We start from the raw sequence: 20,387 nt of genomic DNA, 5'->3' as shown, positions 1-20,387 counted from the left end.
CGACGCATCTGTGAGGCGAGATGAACCGGACAGAGCCCGAACGGCTCGTGGACCCCTGGGCCACCGGCCGGGGAGCCTCCTGGGCCGCGGACCCGGAGCATGGCCGGGCGGCGCGGCCCGAACCCCGCACGCACGTCGTGGTGCTGTCGGCCGCGAGCGAGGAACACCTCAGCCGCTACGCCCGGCGGCTGCGGGACCATCTGGTCGCGGCGCGCGCCGCCGGCATGGCCCCCTCGCCGGCGGACGTGGCGTTCACCCTGCAGACGGGCCGGGTGGCGATGTCCCATCGGCTGGCGGTGCGCTGCGCCGACCTGGAGACCCTGACCGAGGCCCTGGACGCCATGGCGGCCGGTCGCGACCACCCCGCCCTGAGAACGGCGGTGGCCCCGCCGCCGGGCGCCCCCGGCAGGTCCGCGGCTCTGGCGGCGGGTGCTCCCGGGACGTGCACGGCTCCGGCGGGCCGCGATCCTGCGGGGGCGTCAGGCGCCGGGACGGCGACCGCGAAGGCGGGCCAGGCCACGCCGGGGGCCGACGAGGGAGTGCTCTCCGAGACGGAGGCCGCGTCGGCGTGGCTGGCCGGGCACGACGTTGCGTGGGAGGACTGCTGGCCGGTGCCGGGCGCTCGCGTCCCGCTGCCCACATATCCCTTCGACGGACCCTTCTCCGACCGGTCGCGGGCGGAGACCGCCCAGGCCGTCGCCGGGGACGGGCCCGCCTCCGCTCCCTCCGGTGCTACCTCCGGCGGTGTGGCCCCTCCCGTCAGCGGGGCCGATTCCTGGGGCCGGGCGGATTACCGGGGCGGGGCCGACCCCGGCAGCGCCCCGGCGGACGACCCCCTCCTGCGCGCCCAGGTGGAGGACTACCTCAAGGCGCGGTATGCCGAGGTCTCCGGCATCGCCGTGGACCAGCTGCACGCCTATGTGCCGCTGGAGCACTACGGGCTCACGTCGTACATCGTGGCCCGGCTGAACGACGCGCTGGCGCGTGACCTGGGCGAGGTCTCCCCGACGCTCTTCTTCGAGCACCGCGACCTCGCCGGGGTGGCGGGAGCGCTCCTCGGCCTCGAAGGCCCCTGGCTCGCGGACGAGGCGGCCCGTACGGCGTCCGCCCCTGGGAGGGGACACGAGAACGCCCAAGGCGACACCGGGCCGGCCGAGCCGGACACGGCGGACTGGGCGGCAGAGGACCGAGCGGCAGAGGACCGGGTGTGGCGGCTCCGGGAGGCGCAGGGCGGGGATGCGCGGAAGCGGGATGCCGGGGATGCGCGGGACCGACAGGGAGCGCTCGTGGCGCGCGACGACCGGCGCGAGGAGGGCGAGCGCGACGAGGACGACCGGGCGATCGCCATCGTCGGCATCGCCGGACGGTATCCGCACGCCCCCGACCTCGACCGGTTCTGGGAGAACCTGGTCTCCGGGCGTGACTGCGTCGGACCGCTGCCGGCCGCGCGGCGTCGCCCCGGCTGGCCCGCCGACATCATGTGGGGCGGTTTCCTGGACGAGGTCGACATGTTCGACCCGCTGCTGTTCAACATCACACCCAGGGACGCCGCCCTCATGGACCCGCAGGAGCGGCTGTTCCTCGAAGTGACCTGGGAGGCACTGGAGGACGCCGGCTACCCCCGGCGGCGGCTGCGCGAGCGGCACGGCTCCCGGGTGGCGGTGTACGCGGGCTCGATGTACAACGAGTACCCCTTCTTCGGCGTCGAGCAGACCCTGCGCGGCAACCCCCAGGACTCGGGGTCGGCCATCGGCGGGATCGCCAACCGGGTCTCGTTCCACTTCGACCTGCGCGGGCCCAGCATGACCGTCGACACGATGTGCTCGTCCTCGCTGGTCGCCGTCCACCTGGCCGTGCAGGCGCTGCGCCGGGGCGAGGCCGAGATGGCGATCGCGGGCGCGGTCAACCTGTCCCTGCACCCGAACAAGTTCATCCAGCAGCGCCGCATGAAGCTGACCGCCTCCGACCTGCGCTGCCGCAGCTTCGGGCGGGGCGGTGACGGGTTCGTTCCGTCGGAGGGCGTCGGCGTCGTCGTGTTGAAGCCGCTGCGCCACGCGCTGGAGGACGGCGACCGCGTGCACGCGGTGATCCGCGGCAGCTCCGTCGTCCACATGGGCAGGACCAACGGCTGGATCGTGCCCAACCCCGCGGCGCAGGGCGAGATGGTGCGCGACGCGCTGCGGGACGCGGGAGTCGACCCGGCGACCATCGGTTATCTGGAGGCGCACGGAGCCGGAACGGCGCTGGGCGATCCCATCGAGATCGACGGGCTCATGCGGGCCTTCGGCGACGCCGGCCTTCCCCCCGGCGCCGTCGCGATCGGCTCGGTCAAGTCGTCGATCGGTCATGTGGAGGCCGCCGCGGGCATCGCCGGCCTGACGAAGGTCGTGCTCCAGATGCGGCATCGCACATTCGCGCCGTCCCTGCACGCCGAGGAGCTCAATCCGAAGATCGCCTGGGACCGCGTGCCGTTCCGGGTGCAGCGTGAGACAGCGCCCTGGCCGAAGTGTGAGGACGGGTACGGCCGTCCGTTGCCGCGCCGGGCCGGCGTCAGCTCCTTCGGCGCCGGAGGGACGATCGCCCATGTCGTCCTGGAGGAGTACGCGGACATGCCCCAGCGGCCCCGCTTCGCGAACGGGCGGCCGGCCGGACGCCCGCAGGCGCTGGTGCTGTCGGGGCAGGACCCGGACGCCCTGCGGCGGCTGGCGGGTCGCATGGCGGCCTGGCTCCGCGGCGCGGGCGACCGCCACGATCTGGCCGACGTCGCCTACACGCTGCAGGCCGGCCGAGAGCCGCTGCGCGAACGGCTCGCCCTGGTCACGGCGGACCTCCGGGAGGCGGCCGGTCTCCTGGCGCGCGTCGCCGCCGGGGAGGAACCGCCGGGCGTGCTGCGGGGCCGCACCCCCGGCCCGGGGCAGGAGCCGGGACCCGTGCTCCCGCGCGTCCCGGCCCCCGACGCCGGGCACGCTCCGCTCGCGGGGCCGCACTCCGCCTCCTATGCCGCCTCCGATGCCGCGTACGGTCCGGCGTACGCCCCCGGCGAGGACGAGCTGCGGGAGATCGCCGCCCACTGGGTGGGCGGCGGCCGGGTGGACTGGCCGCGCCTGCACGAGCTCCGCGTCCGGCACTCCGGCACCTCCCAGCCCGAGCAGGCCGGACGGGACGCCGGGCGCTTCTCACCGCGCGTCATCGCCCTGCCGTCGTATCCCTTCGCCCGGATGCGCTGCTGGCTGCCCGAGCGGCCGTTCGAGCCCGACGCCGTGACGCCGGTCGCCGCCTCCACCGACGTCCGTCAGACGCCGGGCACGCCGTACGGGCGGGAGACGGGCGAGGGGCCTCGCACGGGCAGGGAGATCCCGCTCTACCGGAAGGAGTGGGTGCCCGCCGGCGCCGCACCCCTCCCCGCGTCCGGCGAGGGGCCGCTGCTGTGCGTCTTCGATGACAGGACCGAGAACGTGGCGCGCGAGCTGGCCCGCGCCGCGGGCCTGGGACGGGTGCTGCTGGTCCGCGAAGGCGCCGCCCGCGCTCACCGCGACTCCGGCCACAACGGAACGGGCACTGTTCCCGGCGACGTCGGCGTGCTCTCCTACGACGACGAGGCGGGCGCGGTCGAGGCCGTCGGCGTGCTGCTGGCCCGGCATCCCGACCTGTCCGGATGGGGGGACCTGTGCGACCTCGACGCCCCGGCGGGGCCGGGGCGGTGGCAGGCCAGACTGGCCATGTTGCAGCAACTCGTGTCCTACCGGCACGCCGCCGGTCTACGGGTCGTCCACGTCACCCGGGGGCTGCTCGGCGCGCCAGGCGCTCCCGCCACGCTCGCCGGGGCCCGCATGGCCGGATTCGTCCGCGTGCTCGGCGTGGAGTACGGCAAGGTCCGGGCGACGGTGCTCGACACTGACGTGCCCGCCGCACAGGCGGCCGAGGTCGCCCGGCAGGTGCTGGAGGAGTGGGGCGATCCCGGCCGGTACGGCGAGGTCTGCCACCGCGCGGGACGGCGTCACGAGCCCCGGCTCGTGCCGGTCGAGGCGCCGCACGTGCCGTTGCGGCTCGCGGCGGACGCGCCGTACGTGCTGAGCGGGGCGACCCGGGGCATCGGCGCCCGGATGGCTCGCCACCTGGTCGAACGCGGCGCCCGCCGGATCGCGCTGGTGGGCGCGCGCTCCCTGCCGCCGAGGGAGCGGTGGGACGACCCGTCGCTGACCGAGCCCGCGGCCGCCGCAGTCGCGACGGTGCGCGAGCTGGAGCGCCTCGGCGCCGAGGTCCGGGCGCACACCGGGAAGCTGTCCGACCGGGACGGGCTCGCCGCGTTCCTGCGATCGGTCCGCGGTGCGTGGGGCCCGGTGGCGGGCGTCGTCCACTGCGCGGGGCGGGTCGGCCGGGGCACCCCGGTCTTCGCGCACAAGGGCGCGGTCGAGATGCGGGCCGTGCTGGAACCGAAGGCCGACGGCCTGGAGGCGCTGGCCGAGGTCTGCGAGGCCGACCGGCCCGCGTTCTTCCTCACGTTCTCCTCGGTGTGCGCGGCGGTGCCCCGGCTCGCCGCCGGAGTGGCGGACTACGCCGCCGCCAACGCCTTCATGGACTTCTTCGTGAGCAGCAAGGCCCGTCAGGGCCAGGGTGCGTTCCGCTCGGTCAACTGGCCCATGTGGCACGAGAGCGGGTCGGGACGCGGCGGTCCCAACGTCTGCGAGCCGGTGGGGCTCGGCAGTCTCGGCGACGCGGAGGGGCTGCGCGTGCTGGAGCGCGTGCTGGCCCTGCCCGCCGACGCCCTGCCGGGCGGCGCCTCGGTGCTGCCGTGTCCGCCGTTGCGCGACGTCGCGCCCGATCCCGGCGCCCTGCTGCTGACCGGTACGGCTTCCGCCGCTCCCTGGGACGTCCGGGAGGGGGGCTCCGCCCTCACCGGCGACGTCCCCAGCGGCGCGGGCGCCGGCCTCATCGGCGCGGCCGCCGCCCCGCCCGTGCCGTCCGTGCCGAGCGTGGCGCGGCAGCCGGTGAGCGCGGACGCGACCGGCGGCCGCCCACCCGCGTGGCTGGTGGAGCTCTTCGCGCGCAACGTGGGGCTCCCGGCCGGGGACCTCGATCCCACCGTCGACTTCGCCGAGCTGGGCGTCGAGTCGGTGATGCTGGGCGAGCTGCTCCAGCAGATCGAGGAGCACCTGGGCCGCAGGCTGGAGCCGTCCGTCCTGCTGGACCACTCCACGCTGGAACGCCTCGCCGCCTACCTCGCCCGGTTCGCCCCGGAACCCGGTCCCGATGCGGACTCGGAATCCGGCTCTGGTGCGGTCCCGGAACCCGGCGCGCTTGGGGAACCCGGCCTCGCCTCGCCTCAGGAACCCGTTCCGGGCGCGCTTGCGGAACCCGGCTGCGGCTCGATGCCGGCCGCCGGTCCCGTGACCGTGATGGAACGGGCCGTGCCGTCCGCCGACGCGGGGAGGGACGACGCGACGGCCGGCAAGATCGCGGTGATCGGCATGGCCTGCCGCTTCCCCGGCGCGCCCGACGTGGAGACCTACTGGGCCAACCTGCTGTCGGGACGCTGCTCGGTGGCCGAGGTGCCGGTGTCCCGGTGGGACCATCGGCGGCTGTACAGCCCGGTTCCCGCGCTGGGCAGGTCGCTGAGCAGATGGGGCGGCTTCCTCGACGGGATCGAGGACTTCGACGCGGCCTACTTCGGCATGGGCGACGAGGAGGCGACCTGCCTCGACCCCGGCATCCGGCTGTTCCTGGAGGCCACCGCGACCTGCCTGGCCGACGCCGGCTACACCGGGGCCGAGCTGTGGGGGCGGGACGTCGGCGTGTTCGTCGGCGGACGGATCTCCTCCTACGGCAGGCGGGCCGGGCTGCGCCCCGCGGTGCTGCAGTCGGACCAGAACTTCATCGCGGCCCACGTCGCCCACCACTTCGACTTCCGCGGGCCCAATCTGGTCGTCGACAGCGCCTGCTCGTCCTCGCTGGTCAGCGTGCAGCTCGCGTGCCGAGCCCTGCTCGCCGGCGACGCCGAGGTCGCCGTGGCCGGCGGTGTCGAGGTGCTGCTCGACGAGCAGCCCTACCTGGAGTTCAGCGCCGCCCGCGCCATCTCTCCGTCGGGCCGCTGCGCCACCTTCGACGAGCGGGCCGACGGCTTCGTGCCGGGCGAGGGGTGCGGGGCGGTGCTGCTCAAGCCGCTGGCCGCCGCGCTCGCGGACGGTGACCGCGTCCACGCGGTCATCGAGGCCGTGGCCGTGAACAACGACGGCCACACGATGGGTATCACCACGCCGAACCCGGCGGCCCAGGCCGACGTCATCAGGAAGGCGCTGGCGGCGGCGAACCGGCGGGCCGACGAGATCGGCATGGTCGAGGCGCACGGCACCGGGACCCTCATCGGCGACCCGATCGAGCTGCGCGCGCTGACCGACGTGTACCGCGAGACCAGCGACCGGACCGGCTGGTGCGCGATCGGCAGCGTCAAGTCGAACGTCGGCCACCTGCTGAGCGCGGCGGGTGCGGCCGGGCTCATCAAGGTGGTGCTCGCCGTCGAGCACGGCCAGATCCCGCCCACGCTGTTCTGCGAGACCCCCAACCCGCGCTTCGACTTCGACGCCTCGCCGTTCTTCCCGAACACCCGGCTGCGCACCTGGGCGCCGGGGGAGCGGATGCGGGTGGCAGGACTCAGCTCGTTCGGGCTCGGCGGCACCAACGCCCATCTGGTCGCCGCCCAGCTCGACCCGCGGTTGCGCGAGGGGGCTCCGGCGCCCCGCGAGCCGCTGCCCGCGCCGGTGTTCCGGCGCAAGCGGCTGTGGCTCGGCCGGGAGGCCGATCCCACGGTGACGGCGACAGGTCGAACCACCGGGACTGCGGGCAGTGAGGACACCAGTCAGAATGAGGACGGGCTCGTCGCGTCGCTGCTCGAGCTCTCCTTCACCGAGTAGGACCGAGGTCCGCACGGCGGCCTGTCCCGAGAGGTCCTCGCGAGTGAGCGGAGGGCCGGCCCGGGGCGGCGGGCGCAGTCCGCGGACCACGTTCCCTATCAGACGGGAGGAATCGATGAGCACCACAGCCAGCGGCGCACCCCCCGCCGGGCAGGCGCCCCCCGCCCTGTCCGCCGCGCATGTCCGGCTGGCGGTGGCCGGCGTGATGGCCGGCATGCTGCTGTCCGCGCTCGACCAGACCGTGGTGAGCACCGCGCTGCCCCGGATCGTGAGCGACCTGGGCGGCATGGACATGCTCTCGTGGGTGGTCACCGCCTACCTCGTCACATCGATGGTGGTGACCCCGCTGTGGGGCAAGATCTCCGACCTGTACGGCAGGCGGTCGACGTTCATGGCCGCGATCGGGTTGTTCCTGCTCGCCTCGGCGCTGTGCGGCCTGGCGCAGGACGTCGGGCAGCTCATCGCGTTCCGGGCCTTGCAGGGCCTGGGCGGAGGCGGGCTGTTCGCGCTGGCGCTGACCGTCATCGGCGACGTCGTGCCGCCCCGCGAGCGGGGCCGCTACCAGGGGTACTTCGCCGGGGTCTTCGCCCTGGCCAGCCTCGGCGGGCCGCTGCTCGGCGGCTGGCTGGCCGACGGGCCGGGGTGGCGCTGGATCTTCTGGGTGAACGTACCGGTCGGCCTCGTCTCGCTGGCGGTCGTCGCGGCCGTCCTCCGGCTGCCGGTGACCCGCAGGGAACACCACGTCGACTACCTCGGCGCCGCGCTGATCGTCGCCGGTGTCACGGCGCTGCTGCTCTACCTCGACTGGGCCGGTGAGGAGTACGGCTGGGCCGCCCCTGGGTCGCTCGCCCTGCCGGCCGTCTTCGCCGTCGCCGCGGTGCTGTTCGTCGTGGTCGAGCGGCGTGCGGCCGAGCCCGTGATCCCGCTGCGGCTGTTCGGCAACCAGGTCTTCCGAGTGGCGAACGTGTTCGGGTTCCTCGCCGGCGCCGCGATGTTCAGCGGCATCGTGTTCCTGCCGGTATATCTGCAGGTCGTGTCCGGCATGTCGCCCACGACGGCCGGCCTGGCGATGCTGCCGGCGATGTTCGGGATCATCATCGCCACCGCCGTCTCCGGCAACCTCATCACCCGTACCGGCCGCTACAAGATCTTCCCCATGCTCGGTTCCGTGCTGCTGGTGCTGGCGATGTTGCCGCTGTCGCGCCTCGCCGTGGACACGGCGTACTGGTGGGTGGCCGTGCTCTCGTTCGTGTTCGGCGCGGGCACCGGCCTGACCATGCAGCCCGTCCTGACCGCCGTGCAGAACGCCGTCGAGATGCGCGACCTGGGGGCGGCCACCGGCGCGGCCAACTTCTTCCAGCGGATGGGCGCGGCCGTCGGCACGGCGGTGCTCGGCGCGGTCTTCAGCTCCGGCCTGGCCCGCCATCTCGCCGACGAGGCGGGTGGCGTGCGCGTCGCGGCCGACGACGTGCAGGCCATCCAGCGGCTGGCCGAGCCCCTGAAGGGACACGTGCTCGCCGCGTTCGCGCAGGCTCTGGACGACGTCTTCCTCGTCGCCGTGCCCGTGGTCGCGCTCGCGCTGGTCGTGTCGCTCTTCCTCCGCGAGGTGCCGCCCCGGCAGATGCCCCAGCCGGCCGACGGCACCCAGCAGGCGGCGGGCGACAAGCAGCCCGAGCGGCCGGAGCGGCCCCAGGGGCACGAGCAGCCCCGCGGGGGGACGACGCCGAACGGCGACGGCCGGGAACAGGCAGGCGCCGAGCAGGGCGGCCGTGCGAACAGCCCGCGCTGAGCCGCTGCCTTCCCGGCGAGGCCGCCTTCCGGCCGAGCCATCGCCTTCGGATGACCCGTCGCATCTCAGGGGGCCCGATCGACGATCGGGCCCCCTTTCCTTGCGCAACATTGCGCAGACACGCTCTGACCGGCCAAGTAGCGTCTGCCGCAGTTCCCCATCGTCTCCTCCGAACGCGGCGCACGCGCTCGGCGGGCAGATCCGTCAGGCGCGCGCCGATCTTCGAGAAGGGATCGCGCAATGTCAGACACGGCGGTGTCCACCCTCGACGCGGGCCGGATCAGGCCGGCCCAGCACCAGACCTCCGTCCCCGCCGACAAGGTGCTGCACTCGGGCAACTCGGGCTTCATCATCGCCCGCAACGCCCAGCTCAAGTACAGCCACCGGGCCGAGGGCCGCCAGTTCTTCTCCGAGGTCGTCCGTCACATGAACGACTCCGACCTCAACGGGGCCTCCTTCTTCTGCTACGAGGAGGCGTTCGGCACGCAGGACCGCCTCCACTGGCTCATCCACTGGAAGTCGCCCAACGACTACGGCATCAGCCTGGAGATGGTCGACCACGACGAGACCATGATCGACCTTCTCGAGTCCGACCGGGTCAAGGACGACGACGGCGTCGGCGCGTGGGGCCGCCTGATCGTCGAGGGCACGATGCAGGAGAAGATCCTGGTGCCCCAGCACGGCGCCCACCACGAGAACGAGGAGGACGTCCCGAGCGACCTGTGGGTCGACCCGGCCTGGAAGCAGAGCTCCCAGCCGCTGTCGGAGCAGCTCAACTCGGCCAACGCCGAGCTCGTCCTGCACCGGGTCGGCCAGGCCAAGCACGAGTTCCGCAAGGAGGCTCGCTACTTCGCCTTCGCCTGGCAGAACCACGTCAACAAGGTCCTGCCCGGCCGGGTCACGTCGTACCTGTACGAGGAGACCTTCGGCGTGATGGACCAGCTGCACTGGCTGATCCACCTGCGGTCGTTCGAGGACTACCTGACGCTGATGCACCTCGACGACCACGACCCCGACTTCCGCCGGATCCTGGAGAAGGACTTCATCGCGCCCCACCGCGGCGGCGGCACCTGGGCCAGGGCCTTCGTGGACGGCACGCTGCACGACACGCTTCTGGTGCCCTACCAGCTTCCCCGATGACGGCCCCCCGGTGACAGCGGACCAGTCCGGGCTCCGGACGGGCGCGCCGCGCCCGCCGGCACCCGGCGGAGGAGGAAAAGGCTGATCATGCGCGCGTGGCTCTTCCCGGGCCAGGGGTCGCAGCGCAAGGGCATGGGGGAGGGGCTCTTCGACCTCTTCCCCGGCCTGTGCGCCGAGGTCGACGCGATCCTGGGCTACTCGATCCGCGACCTGTGCCTGAAGGACCCCGACGGACGGCTCCGGCAGACGCAGTACGCCCAGCCGGCGCTGTTCGTCGTCAACGCGCTGACCCACCTGGCCCGGCTGCGGGAGGAGCCGGAACCCGACTTCTACGCCGGGCACAGCCTGGGGGAGTTCGACGCGCTGTTCGCCGCCGGCTGCTTCGACCTGGCCCCCGGCGTACGGCTGGTCCGGCGCAGGGGCGAGCTGATGGGCCGGGCCGACGGCGGGGTCATGACGGCCGTGCTCGGCCTGCCCGCCGCGACCGTGGCGGCGCTGCTGGAGGAGGCAGGCGTCGCGGACGTCGACGTCGCCAACCACAACTCCGCCGACCAGGTGGTCCTGTCCGGAGCCCCGGAGGGCATGGCCCGGGCCGTCGAGGCCGTCGAACGGGCGGGCGGCGCCCGCTGCGTGCCGCTCAACGTCAGCGCCGCCTTCCACTCGCGGCACATGCGACCGGCGGCCGAGGAGTTTGCGGCGTTCCTACGCGAGGTGGAGTTCGCGCCTCCTCGGGTGCCGGTCGTGGCCAACGTCACCGCCCGGCCGTACCCGCGGGACGGGGTGGCGGACCTGCTTGCCCGGCAGATCGCCAGTCCGGTCCGCTGGTGGGACAGCATGAGCTACCTGTTCCACCGCGGCGTCCGCGAGATCGCCGAGGTCGGCCCGGGCACGGTGCTCACGGGCCTGTGGCGGTCGGCCTGCCGCACCCCGGCCACCGTGACTCCGGTCCCTCAGGCCCCGGCTCCCGTGACGCCGGCCGCCCCCATGACGCCGGCTCATGCGAACCCGGCTCCTACGGCCCCGGCCGCCGAGGCGGACGCGCGGCTCGCGTCGGCGGCCGAGAAGCTGGGCTCCGCCCGGTTCCGTCGCGAGTACGGGCTGCGCTACGCCTACCTCGCCGGCTCGATGTACAAGGGGATCTCCTCCGCCGACCTGGTCGTACGCATGGGCCGCTCGGGTCTGATGGGCTTCTTCGGTGCTGGGGGGCTGTCCCTGGAGCGCACCGAGCAGGCGCTGCTCGACATCCGGCGCCGGCTCGGCTCCGAAGTTCCGTTCGGCATGAACCTCCTCAACGACCTCGACGACCCCGCAAGGGAGGAGCGCACGGTCACCCTGTATCTCAAGCACGACGTGCGCTTCGTCGAGGCCGCGGCGTACCTCGGAGTCACGGCCCCGTTGGTGCGCTTCCGCTTCAGCGGCGCCCACCGGGACGCCCAGGGCAGGCCGGTCGCCGTACGGCGGGTGCTGGCGAAGGTGTCACGCCCGGAGGTGGCCACCGCGTTCATGAGCCCGCCGCCGCAGGCGCTGCTCGACCGGCTGGGGCGGGAGGGCGGGCTCACCCCCGCGGAGGCCGAGGGGGCGCGGGAGCTGCCGGTCGGCGGCGAGGTCTGCGTCGAGGCGGACTCCGGCGGGCACACCGACGCGGGTGTGGCGCTCACGCTGGTCCCCGCCATGCGCCGGCTGCGTGACGAGCTCACGGACCGGTACGGCTATCGCACCCCGATCCTGCTCGGCGCCTCGGGCGGCCTCGGCGCGCCGGAGGCGGTGGCCGCCGCCTTCGTCCTCGGGGCCGACTTCGTGCTGACGGGGTCGGTGAACCAGTGCTCGCCCGAGGCCGGCACCTCCGAGGCCGTCAAGGACCTGCTGGCCGGGCTCGACGTGCAGGACACGGCGTATGCGCCCTCGGGCGACATGTTCGAGCTGGGGGCGCGGGTGCAGGTCGTGCGGAAGGGGACGCTGTTCGCCGCCCGCGCGACCAAGCTGCACCAGCTCTACCAGCGCCACCGGTCGCTGGAGGAGATCGACCCGGCCACGCTGGCGAGCATCGAGCGCACCTTCTTCCGCCGTTCCGTCGAGGAGGTGTGGCGGGAGACCCGCGACCACTACCTGTCCGGCGGGCGGCCCCACGTGGTCGAGAAGGCCGAGCGTGACCCGCGCCACCGGATGGTGCTGGTCTTCAAGTGGTATTTCGCCCACTCCAACCGGCTCGCCCTCGCCGGAGACCCGGCCGAGCGTGCCAACTACCAGATCCACTGCGGCCCGGCGATGGGCGCGTTCAACCGGTTCGTCCGCGGCAGCGAGCTGGAGGACTGGCGCGACCGGCACGTCGACGTCATCGCCGAGCGGCTCATGACCGGCGCCGCCCGATGCCTCGACGGCCGCATCCCCGCAGATCCCACGTCCATGAAGGAGTAGACGGTGTCGAACAGCACCACACAGACGACCGTGCCGCCGGCGCTGCACCAGACCTCGCAGTCCCCGGACCGCGTCCTGCACTCGGGGAACGCGGGCGTGATCGTCGAGAGGGTGGCGCAGATCCGCGGTGGGCGGGGTGGCGCCGCCAGGAAAGCAGCCCGCGAGATCGCCGAGCACATCAACGCCAAGCACGCGGGGACGGCCACGGCCTTCGTCTACGAGGAGACCTTCGGCGTCAGGAACCGGCTTCACTGGCTGCTGCACTTCACGTCGTACGCCGACTACGGCACACTGCTGGCGATGGGCGGCCCGGGCGGCGACATCCGCGGTGGCGTCTTCGGCGCGCACGAGGCCGACGTCTGGGACGAGCTGTTCGAGGCGGGCAGCGTGCGCGAGACCGTCATGCTCCCGCACCGGTGGGGCATCTTCGGCACCGCCACCGAGGCGATGGCCGCAGACTCCGCGATGAGCCCCATCGTCCCCGGGGAGGGCGGCCTGCCCCGGTTCGACGTACGGCCGGCGCAGGAGCAGACCGCGATGCCGGCGGACAAGACGCTCAACTCGGCCACAGCGGGCGTCGTCATGCGCCGTACGGTCGACTTCGACTACCGCTACCGCGCCGAGGCGCGCGTGTTCGCGCGGACCGTGGCCGAGAACATGAACCTCAACATGGACGGCCTGGCCACGGTCTTCCTGTACGAGGAGTCGTTCGGCCGGATGGACCGCGCGCACTTCCTCATCCACATGCGCTCGCTGGACGTGATGTACCTGCTGATGGGCCTCGACGCGCGCACCGACCCCGACGCCCCGCGCGCCTCGTTCATCCAGGACTGGATCTCGATGGACAAGGGCGGCGGCGCCTGGGACAAGATCATTGTCCAGGGCACCACGCGGGACGTCCTGCTCACCCCGCAGCACTGGGGCTGAGGCGGAACCGGAAGGGGCCACGGCGTCGCCGCCGTGGCCCCTTCCGCTGCCGGGAGAACGAGGTTCAGCCCGTGTACGTGGTGATGCAGAACGGGTGTCCCGCGGGGTCGAGGAGCACCCGCCACTTGTCGCCGCCCGGCTGGAAGTCGGGCTTGGTCGCGCCCAGCTCGAGCAGCTGCTGCTCCGCCTTGTCCAGGTCGGGCACGCTGAAGTCGAGGTGGAACTGCTTGGCCGAGTCGGGCCAGCTGGGCCGTGGGTGGTCCGGCACCCGCTGGAAGCTCAGGCGCACGCCTCCGTCGCTCCCGGCGAGGTAGGTGAAGTTCTCGCTGCTGAACACCACCTCCCAGCCCGTGACCTGGCGATAGAAGTCCGCCAGCGCGGCGGGATCCTGGCAGTCGAGCGAAACCGCGGCGAGAGTGCCGATGGCTGACATGGTGAAGCTCCCTTCGTTCTGGCCTGCTACGCCTCCGGACGAGCCGGACGGGCCCGTTCCGGAGGCGCAGACGGACATATGCTGCGCGGTGGCGTCGCATGACGGCGATTTCACCGGCCGTCAGACGGCACCGCGATTTCCGATGGTACGCAGCCGATCAGTCGAGCTCGTACTCGAAGGTGAATTCCGCGTGACCGTCCGGACCCACGTTGCCGCTCGTGTAGCGGGCCTCGCCGCGCAGCCCCTTGAGGTCGCCGGTGCCGGAACCCGGCACCACGGTCAGGGTGGCCTCGGCTGTGCCCGGCCGGACGACGCCGTCGAGCCGGAAGACGAAGCTGCCCTGGCGGCCGTCGAGGCTGCCGGTCACCCGTTCAAGGCCCTGGAACGGGCTGGTGCCGTCCGCCTCGGTGAGGACCAGGCACTCCAGTGCGCCGGTGGCCACCAGGTCGCCGGTGTAGTGGTTGACGACGGTGCCCCGCGACAGGACTGGGCCGCTGTCCTGCACGGCGTACGGCTGCGGCTGCCACGGCTCCCATTTCATCGTCCCGGTGGCGGTCTTTCCCATCGGAAACCTCCCGCGTCTCGAATTTCGCTGAATTTCTCGGGTGCGGAACGACGGCACTGTTCTGCGGAACGAAACAATGCTGTTCCGTAGGATCATGCCTGATGGAAGAGGGTTCGTCTGCTCAGGATTGAGCATTTTCGGCGCATTATAAAAGCGGCTTCCGGCCTTTATTGAGAATGGCTTCACGTGCTAATTTAAATGATATGAGCGACGAACTGCAGCCTATGCCCGACGATTGGAGCACGGCACTAGCGGTAGTGGCCCATCCGGACGACATCGAGTTCGGCGCCGCCGGAGCCGTCGCGAGCTGGACCGCCGCCGGGAAGTCCGTGAGCTACCTGCTGCTCACCCGCGGCGAGGCCGGGATCGACGGGATGCCGCCCGAGGAGGCGGCCGCCGTACGGGAGGCCGAGCAGCGCGAGAGCGCGTCGATCGTGGGCGTGGAACAGGTGACCTTCCTCGACCACGCCGACGGCGTCATCGAGTACGGCCTGCCGCTGCGCCGGCGGATCGCCGAGGAGATCAGGCGGCACCGGCCCGAGCTGGTCATCGGCTTCAACCACCACGAGCGGTTCCTCAGCGGCCGGTGGAACCCGCCGGACCACCGCAACACCGGGCGGGCCCTGCTCGACGCCGTGGGCGACGCGGGCAACCGCTGGATCTTCCGCGACCTCGGCCTGGAGCCCTGGGAGGGCGTGCGGCACGTGGCCATCGCCAACTCGCCGCATCCGACCCACGCCGTGGACGTCACCGACTCCATCGACAAGGCCGTGGCCTCCCTGGAGGCGCACCGCGCCTACCTGGCGGGCCTGCGGCCGCCGGTCAGGGACGTGCGCGGCCCGCTGACCGCGATGGCCCGCCAGACGGGCGAGCGGTTCGGCGGCCGGCTCGCGATCGCCTTCGAGCTCATCCCTCGCTGAGCCCGGCGGCGTCCGCCCTCCCGCCCCGGCCCGCGGCTGAGTCCGCCCGGGCCGGGGCCGCTTCCTCACGGCCGGGCTGGAGCCGCGGCCGGTTCGTCACCGGCCGGGCAGGGACCGCGGCTGTTGCTTGGGTCGCGGCCCGGGAGGCGGCCGCGAAAGCCGAAAGGGCACTGGAAGTCGAAAGGGCCGCCCGGAACGGCGTGTGGAGTCCCGCTCCCGCGCAGCTCCGGCTTATGCGGCTTGTCTCGGCGGCCTCAGCCGTGCTTCTCCAAGACCGTGCACATCGAGCGCCAGGTCTGCACCCGCGGCCGCTCGGGGTCGGGGAGCGCACGCAGGCCGGTGACGACCGGGACGACCACGTCCCGCCAGACGTCGCCGGGCACGTGCCACAGGTACGGCGGCACCCGCCGCTCAATGCTCTCGGCCATTTCCGCGGGCGAGGTGGCCTTCTCGTACTCGGCGGCGAAGTGCTGCTCCACCGGCCGCAGGCCCACCGCCTCACCGGCGGACACGAGCCCCTCCGGGGTGTCCGGCCGCGGCGGCTGCAGTGGCGCCAGCCGGTCGAGGGCCTCCACCAGTTCGTCCGGGTCGGCGACGGGGCTGCCGTGCACGGCGGCGAGCCGCCCTCCGGGTCGCAGCACGCGGGCCGCCTCGGCCACGGCGGCGGCCATGTCCCCGACCAGGTGCAGGACGTGGACGAACACGACGTTCGCCACCGCACCCCGGGGCAGGGGGAGCGCCCTGGCGTCCGCCCGCGCCACCCGGCCGGCGAGCCGCTCGTGTGCGCGGCGCAGCATCGGCGCGGAGATGTCCACCCCGATCACGGGATGTCCCAGCTCGCGCAGTCCTGCCGCGACCACGCCGGTGCCGACGCCGACCTCCAGGGTCGTGCCGGCCACCAGGTGCGGGGCCAGGCACGCCGCCGACTGGCGGCCCCGCTCGAGGCCGCCGCGCATCTCGTCGTAGCTGTCGGCGACGCGGTCGAACGACATCGCCTGCGTCATGGGGCGTTCCTCCTCGGTCTCGAACCACTTCCAACCGCGTCGAACCGTCTCGAACCGGTCGCCGGGCTCGCCGGCGCCCTGCGTACGGTCACCGGTCCACCTCACCCGCCAGGCCGGCTGTCGCGTCAGCGCAGGTCATCGCCGCGGGATCGGCCACGAACTCCTCGATCAACCCGGCCAGCACGTCGGCGCGGTCGTACAGGCACTGGTGCGTCGCGCCGCGGAGCTCGACGAAGCGTCCCGAGGGGAAACGCGCCGCCGCGGCGCGCAGCCGCGGCGTGGAGACGATCCGGTCGTGCTCGGCGCCGACGGCCAGGACCGGGACGCGGACCTGCCCGGCCTCGGCCGACACGTCGTCGCCCCAGAAGGCGAGCATCTGAAAGGCGTAGGGCACCAGGGCCTGGGCCGAAAGGAACGGCGCACGGACCTCCTCCCGCAACGCGTCGCTGGTCAGGGCGAGCACCTCATCGGGGCGGGAGGCGGGTGGGTCCTCGCCCCCGAACAGGCGCAGCAACCGCCCCGCCTGTTCCGGCCGTCGCACGAGTGTCCGGCACAGGTAGTCGAGGTTCCGCTCGTACGGGGTGTCGAGACCGTCGTGGCCCCCCTCGGCCCGGAACGAGCCGTTGAGGAACACCATCGAGGCGACCACGTCGGGGCGGCGCACCGCGAACCGGACGGCCTGCTTGGGCCCGGTGCACCAGCCCACGAGGTGGCAGCGCTCGACGCTCTCGTTCTTGAGCACGGCCTCCAGGTCGTCGGCGTGCTCGTTGAGACCGGGCACGGACGCAGGGCCGTCGTCCTCGGGCCCGCGAGGGTCCACGACCAGGACGCGCCGCCGGGCCGACAGCCGGTCGATCAGGGGGTGCCAGAAGGCCGGGCTCTGGCCCAGGGCGTTGAGCAGGACGACCGGCTCGGCTCCGAGTCCCCCTCCGGCCGGAGTTCCTCCGGGTCCCGGCACGGCGGGGGGCACCGCCAGGTGGTAGGTCAGCGGCCGTCCGGCGACGTCGATGGTGGTGCGCACGAGCCGTTCGGGCACCCTCTCCTGACGGTCGCGGGCCGCCTCTTCGGCCGCCTCCTGGGCTCGGCGCACCCGGCGCAGCAGCGCCCGCTGAGCGGGCGGCGCCCACTCGCGCGGTCCCGTCGTCGTCTCCCGGTAGCCGGTCCAGGGCGACGGCTCGGCCAGGAACCCGGTGAGCCGGTCGTGTAGCAGCCGGTCGATCGGATCCAGCTCGGCGGGGTCCTGGACCGGCAGCAGCCGCACCCCGTAGACGTCGCCGATCCGCTGGAGCAGGCCGTCCACGGGCACGACGCCGGAGGCGGCCAGGCGGAACCGGCCGCCCGCCGTCGCCGGATCGTCCACCAGCTCGACCAGCACGCGCGTGACCTCGTCCATCGGCGTCAGCCGTACGACGGACTCCGGGGGGACCAGGCACCGCAGGGGCCGGGTGCCGAAGTAGTCCGGCGCACGGGCGGTGACCTCGTCGACGACAGAGCGCAGGGCGGCCAGGAACCGGTGCAGCCCGGCGGGCACGGGCTCGCCCGGCCGGACGCCCGGCGGCACGACCCCGGCCGTCGCGACCGCGTCGGGGCCGGACTCCGTGCCTGCGGGCGACAGCGCGCCGACGGGGGAGACCGTGCGCACCAGCCGGTGGCCGATCCCGTGCTCCGCGCAGGCGGTGGCGACCTCCTCCTCCACCGTGGTGTGCACACAGGCGACGATGGCGTCCACCGGCCTGGCGGACGTGCCGAGGGGACGGCACAGCTCGTCGGCGGTCACGTGGACGATCCCGGCCGCGCCGAGCACGGGCAGGCGAGCGACGACGCTCCGGGCCAGCGCCGCGTCCGCACGGGCGTCGCGGCCGGGAACCGGCCCGGCGTCCCCCGTGAGGAGCCAGACGACGTCGGCCCGCACATCCTCGGGCAGGTCGCCGGTCGGCCCGGCGTCCACGACCAGCAGCCGCGGATCGCGCGGCCGGTCGTCCGCGGAAGCCGCGCCGCCCGTGGCGGCGGGCGGCCGTCCGGGAGGAGTGACGATCGTCACCCGGCCGGCGCCGCGGGCCAGGAGACGGTCGGCGAGCCGGGCGGCGAGGAGGGCGGACGAACCGCCGAGCAGCACGTCACGAGCCATGCTTTCGATCGTCGCCAGACCGGCCCGCGGCCGTCTGCTCAACTTTGAGCGGCATCGGCCCGGCGCGCCTGCCTAGCATCCGGCGGTACGCGGCGGGCCTGCGCCCCCCAGGCGCCCGGACCGCGTGCGGGCCGCCACACCGCACGCTCGCATGGCGCGCCGCCGTCATAGGCGCGACGTCGATCGAGTGCGAAAGGCGGACCGAACGGTGACCGACCACTGGGACGAGACGTTCGAGAGCGTCCTGCGGCCGTACCTTCCCACACTGCCGGAGGGCGCCCCGCTCGCACCCGACCTTGTGATGGCGGCCTTCGGCCTGAACTCGGTGGCGACCGTGGGGCTCATCGCGGCGCTGGAGGACGCGTACGGGGTGACGTTCCCCGACGAGGAGCTGGTGCCCGCCAACTTCCGGACGCCGGGGAGCGCGTGGGCGCTGCTGACCCGGCTGCGCGCGACGTCGGGCCGGCCCTGACTCCGGTCGCGGGGCCGCCGGTTGCGGTGCGGTTCGAGCTTCAGGAGGACTGATGACGGAGCGGCTGCTGGACGAATGGTTCCTCGACGGGCTGGCCCGCGATCCCGGCGGCCCGGCTCTGCGGGTGCACGCCGTGACCCTCTCGTACGCGGAGGTGGACCGGCGGGCCCGCGCCTGGGCCGCCGCGCTGACCGAGGGCGGGCGGGCGCCGCGCCGCGTGGGGCTGCTCGCGAACAAGAGCGTCGAGGCGTACATCGGCCTGCTGGCCGCCCTGTACGCCGGAGCCGCGGCCGTGCCGCTCGGCTTGGAGGCGCCGGCCGAGCGCAACGCGGAGATCGCCCGCGCCGCCGGCGTGGACTCCCTGGTCGTGGACGCCGGTGGGGCCGCGCAGGCGGCGCGCGTGGCCGAGGCGGCCGGCGTCCGCGTCGTCCTGGCCTCCGACGCCGTTGACGCCGACACCGGAGCGCCGGCCGGAGTGCCCGTGCGGGTGCCCGGCGACGACGACGCGGACTCCTTCCGGCCGCCGTCGGGCCGCACGCCGCAGGACGTCGCGTACGTGCTGTTCACCTCGGGGTCCACAGGGCGGCCCAAGGGGGTGCCGATCGCGCACCGCAACGTGAGCGCGTTCCTGCGGGCGTCGCTGCCGCGCTACGACGTCGGCCCCGGCGACCGCTTCAGTCAGGTGTACGACCTCACCTTCGACCTGGCGATGTTCGACATCTTCATGGCCTGGGGCAGCGGGGCCTGCTTGTGCGCCCTGACCCGGCTGCAGGCCCTCGACCCGGCCCGGTACGTCCGGTCGTACGGCCTGACCGTCTGGCATGCCACCCCCAGCCTGGTCAACGCGGTGCGGGCCAGGGACGCGCTCGCGCCCGGGTCGCTCGCCGGGCTGCGCTACGCGGTCTTCTGCGGAGAGCCGCTGCCGGTCGAGACCGCACGGGCGATGCGGGCGGCCGCCCCGGACGCCGCCCTCGACAACATCTACGGCCCGACCGAGCTGACGATCGCCTGCACGGCCTACCGCTGGCCCGCGGGCGAGCCGCTCGACTGGGAGGGCGAGACCGTGCCGATCGGCTACCCCAACGACGGCATGGACTTCCTGATGCTCGGCCAGGACGCCGAGCCCGGCCAGCGGACCGGCGAGCTGTGCATGACCGGCCCGCAGATGTTCCGCGGCTACCTCGACCCGGCCAACGACGCGGGCCGGTTCCACCAGGCCGACGGCAGGACGTGGTATCGCACCGGCGACCGGGTCCGGCTCGACGACAAGGCGGGGCTGGTGCACCTGGGCCGGGACGACTCCCAGGTGAAGATCCACGGCTACCGGGTCGAGCTGGCGGAGGTCGAGCACGCGCTGCGCGAGGCCGCGCCCGGCTGCGAGCCGCTGGTGTTCGCGCTGGACGACGAGACCGGGAAGGTCCTGGTCGCGTTCGTGGCCGGTGGAGGCGCCGACACGGCCGCGCTCGCCGCGCGGCTGGCCGACCGGCTGCCGCCGTACATGCTGCCGCGGCACCTGTGGCCGCTGGACGAGATGCCGCTGAGCCGCAACGGCAAGGCCGACCGGGTGGCGCTGCGCGAGCGGGCTCTGCGCCTCCTGGGCGCTCAATCTTGAGCTGAGCCGCCGCCGGACCCGTTCTTACCATCCCCGCGACGTCACGCGCGCTCTGAGCACACCGAGGAGAGGAA

Annotated in this window: 12 protein-coding genes; 8 read left to right on the top strand and 4 right to left on the bottom strand. The window is 73.7% G+C overall.

Features of this window, described 5'->3' with window-relative positions:
- The first annotated feature begins 20 nt into the window (after positions 1–20).
- The 5 genes from FLV34_RS41730 (at position 21) to FLV34_RS22680 (ending at position 13,179) form a co-directional block, all read left to right on the top strand.
- Complete coding sequence (locus tag FLV34_RS41730; RefSeq protein WP_222709586.1) at positions 21–6,908, top strand: type I polyketide synthase; 6,888 nt, start codon at positions 21–23, stop codon at positions 6,906–6,908.
- Positions 6,909–7,023: 115 nt separating this feature from the next.
- Positions 7,024–8,697 (top strand): MDR family MFS transporter, encoded by a 1,674-nt coding sequence (locus tag FLV34_RS22695; RefSeq protein WP_147943992.1) that lies wholly within the window; start codon positions 7,024–7,026, stop codon positions 8,695–8,697.
- 240 nt (positions 8,698–8,937) lie between these two features.
- On the top strand, positions 8,938–9,837 hold the full coding sequence (locus FLV34_RS22690; RefSeq protein WP_142648883.1) for a DUF6039 family protein: 900 nt from the start codon (positions 8,938–8,940) through the stop codon (positions 9,835–9,837).
- An 87-nt stretch (positions 9,838–9,924) separates the two neighbouring features.
- A complete protein-coding gene (gene fabD, locus FLV34_RS22685; RefSeq protein WP_147943991.1) occupies positions 9,925–12,252 on the top strand; it encodes an ACP S-malonyltransferase in 2,328 nt (775 codons plus the stop codon).
- Between the two features lie 3 nt (positions 12,253–12,255).
- Positions 12,256–13,179, top strand: a complete 924-nt coding sequence (locus FLV34_RS22680) for a DUF6039 family protein (RefSeq protein ID WP_147943990.1) — start codon at positions 12,256–12,258, stop codon at positions 13,177–13,179.
- A 64-nt stretch (positions 13,180–13,243) separates the two neighbouring features.
- Here the strand turns inward: FLV34_RS22680 and FLV34_RS22675 are convergent, their stop codons facing one another.
- Positions 13,244–13,612: a VOC family protein gene (locus FLV34_RS22675; RefSeq protein WP_142648886.1), complete on the bottom strand. Its 369-nt coding sequence runs from the start codon at positions 13,610–13,612 to the stop codon at positions 13,244–13,246.
- Positions 13,613–13,769: 157 nt separating this feature from the next.
- On the bottom strand, positions 13,770–14,177 hold the full coding sequence (locus FLV34_RS22670) for a DUF3224 domain-containing protein (protein ID WP_168066085.1): 408 nt from the start codon (positions 14,175–14,177) through the stop codon (positions 13,770–13,772).
- Positions 14,178–14,380: 203 nt separating this feature from the next.
- Between FLV34_RS22670 and FLV34_RS22665 the strand changes: the two genes are divergently transcribed.
- Entirely contained in the window at positions 14,381–15,097 is a 717-nt protein-coding gene (locus FLV34_RS22665) for a PIG-L deacetylase family protein (protein WP_142648888.1), read from the top strand.
- Between the two features lie 254 nt (positions 15,098–15,351).
- Here FLV34_RS22665 and FLV34_RS22660 read toward each other — a convergent pair whose 3' ends face one another.
- Positions 15,352–16,101 (bottom strand): class I SAM-dependent methyltransferase, encoded by a 750-nt coding sequence (locus FLV34_RS22660; RefSeq protein WP_142648889.1) that lies wholly within the window; start codon positions 16,099–16,101, stop codon positions 15,352–15,354.
- Between the two features lie 88 nt (positions 16,102–16,189).
- Entirely contained in the window at positions 16,190–18,229 is a 2,040-nt protein-coding gene (locus tag FLV34_RS22655; RefSeq protein ID WP_142648890.1) for an alpha/beta fold hydrolase, read from the bottom strand.
- Positions 18,230–18,437: 208 nt separating this feature from the next.
- Here FLV34_RS22655 and FLV34_RS22650 point away from each other — a divergent pair, with 208 nt between their 5' ends.
- Both FLV34_RS22650 and FLV34_RS22645 read left to right on the top strand, forming a co-directional pair.
- Positions 18,438–18,701 (top strand): acyl carrier protein, encoded by a 264-nt coding sequence (locus FLV34_RS22650; RefSeq protein WP_168066087.1) that lies wholly within the window; start codon positions 18,438–18,440, stop codon positions 18,699–18,701.
- Positions 18,702–18,753: 52 nt separating this feature from the next.
- Entirely contained in the window at positions 18,754–20,313 is a 1,560-nt protein-coding gene (locus FLV34_RS22645; protein ID WP_147943989.1) for an amino acid adenylation domain-containing protein, read from the top strand.
- Positions 20,314–20,387: the final 74 nt, after the last annotated feature.

Source organism: Microbispora sp. CSR-4, assembly GCF_008033685.1.
GTDB lineage: Bacteria > Actinomycetota > Actinomycetes > Streptosporangiales > Streptosporangiaceae > Microbispora.
Note: the sequence above shows the minus strand (reverse complement) of the source record. Positions and strands in the feature narration are given on the sequence as shown.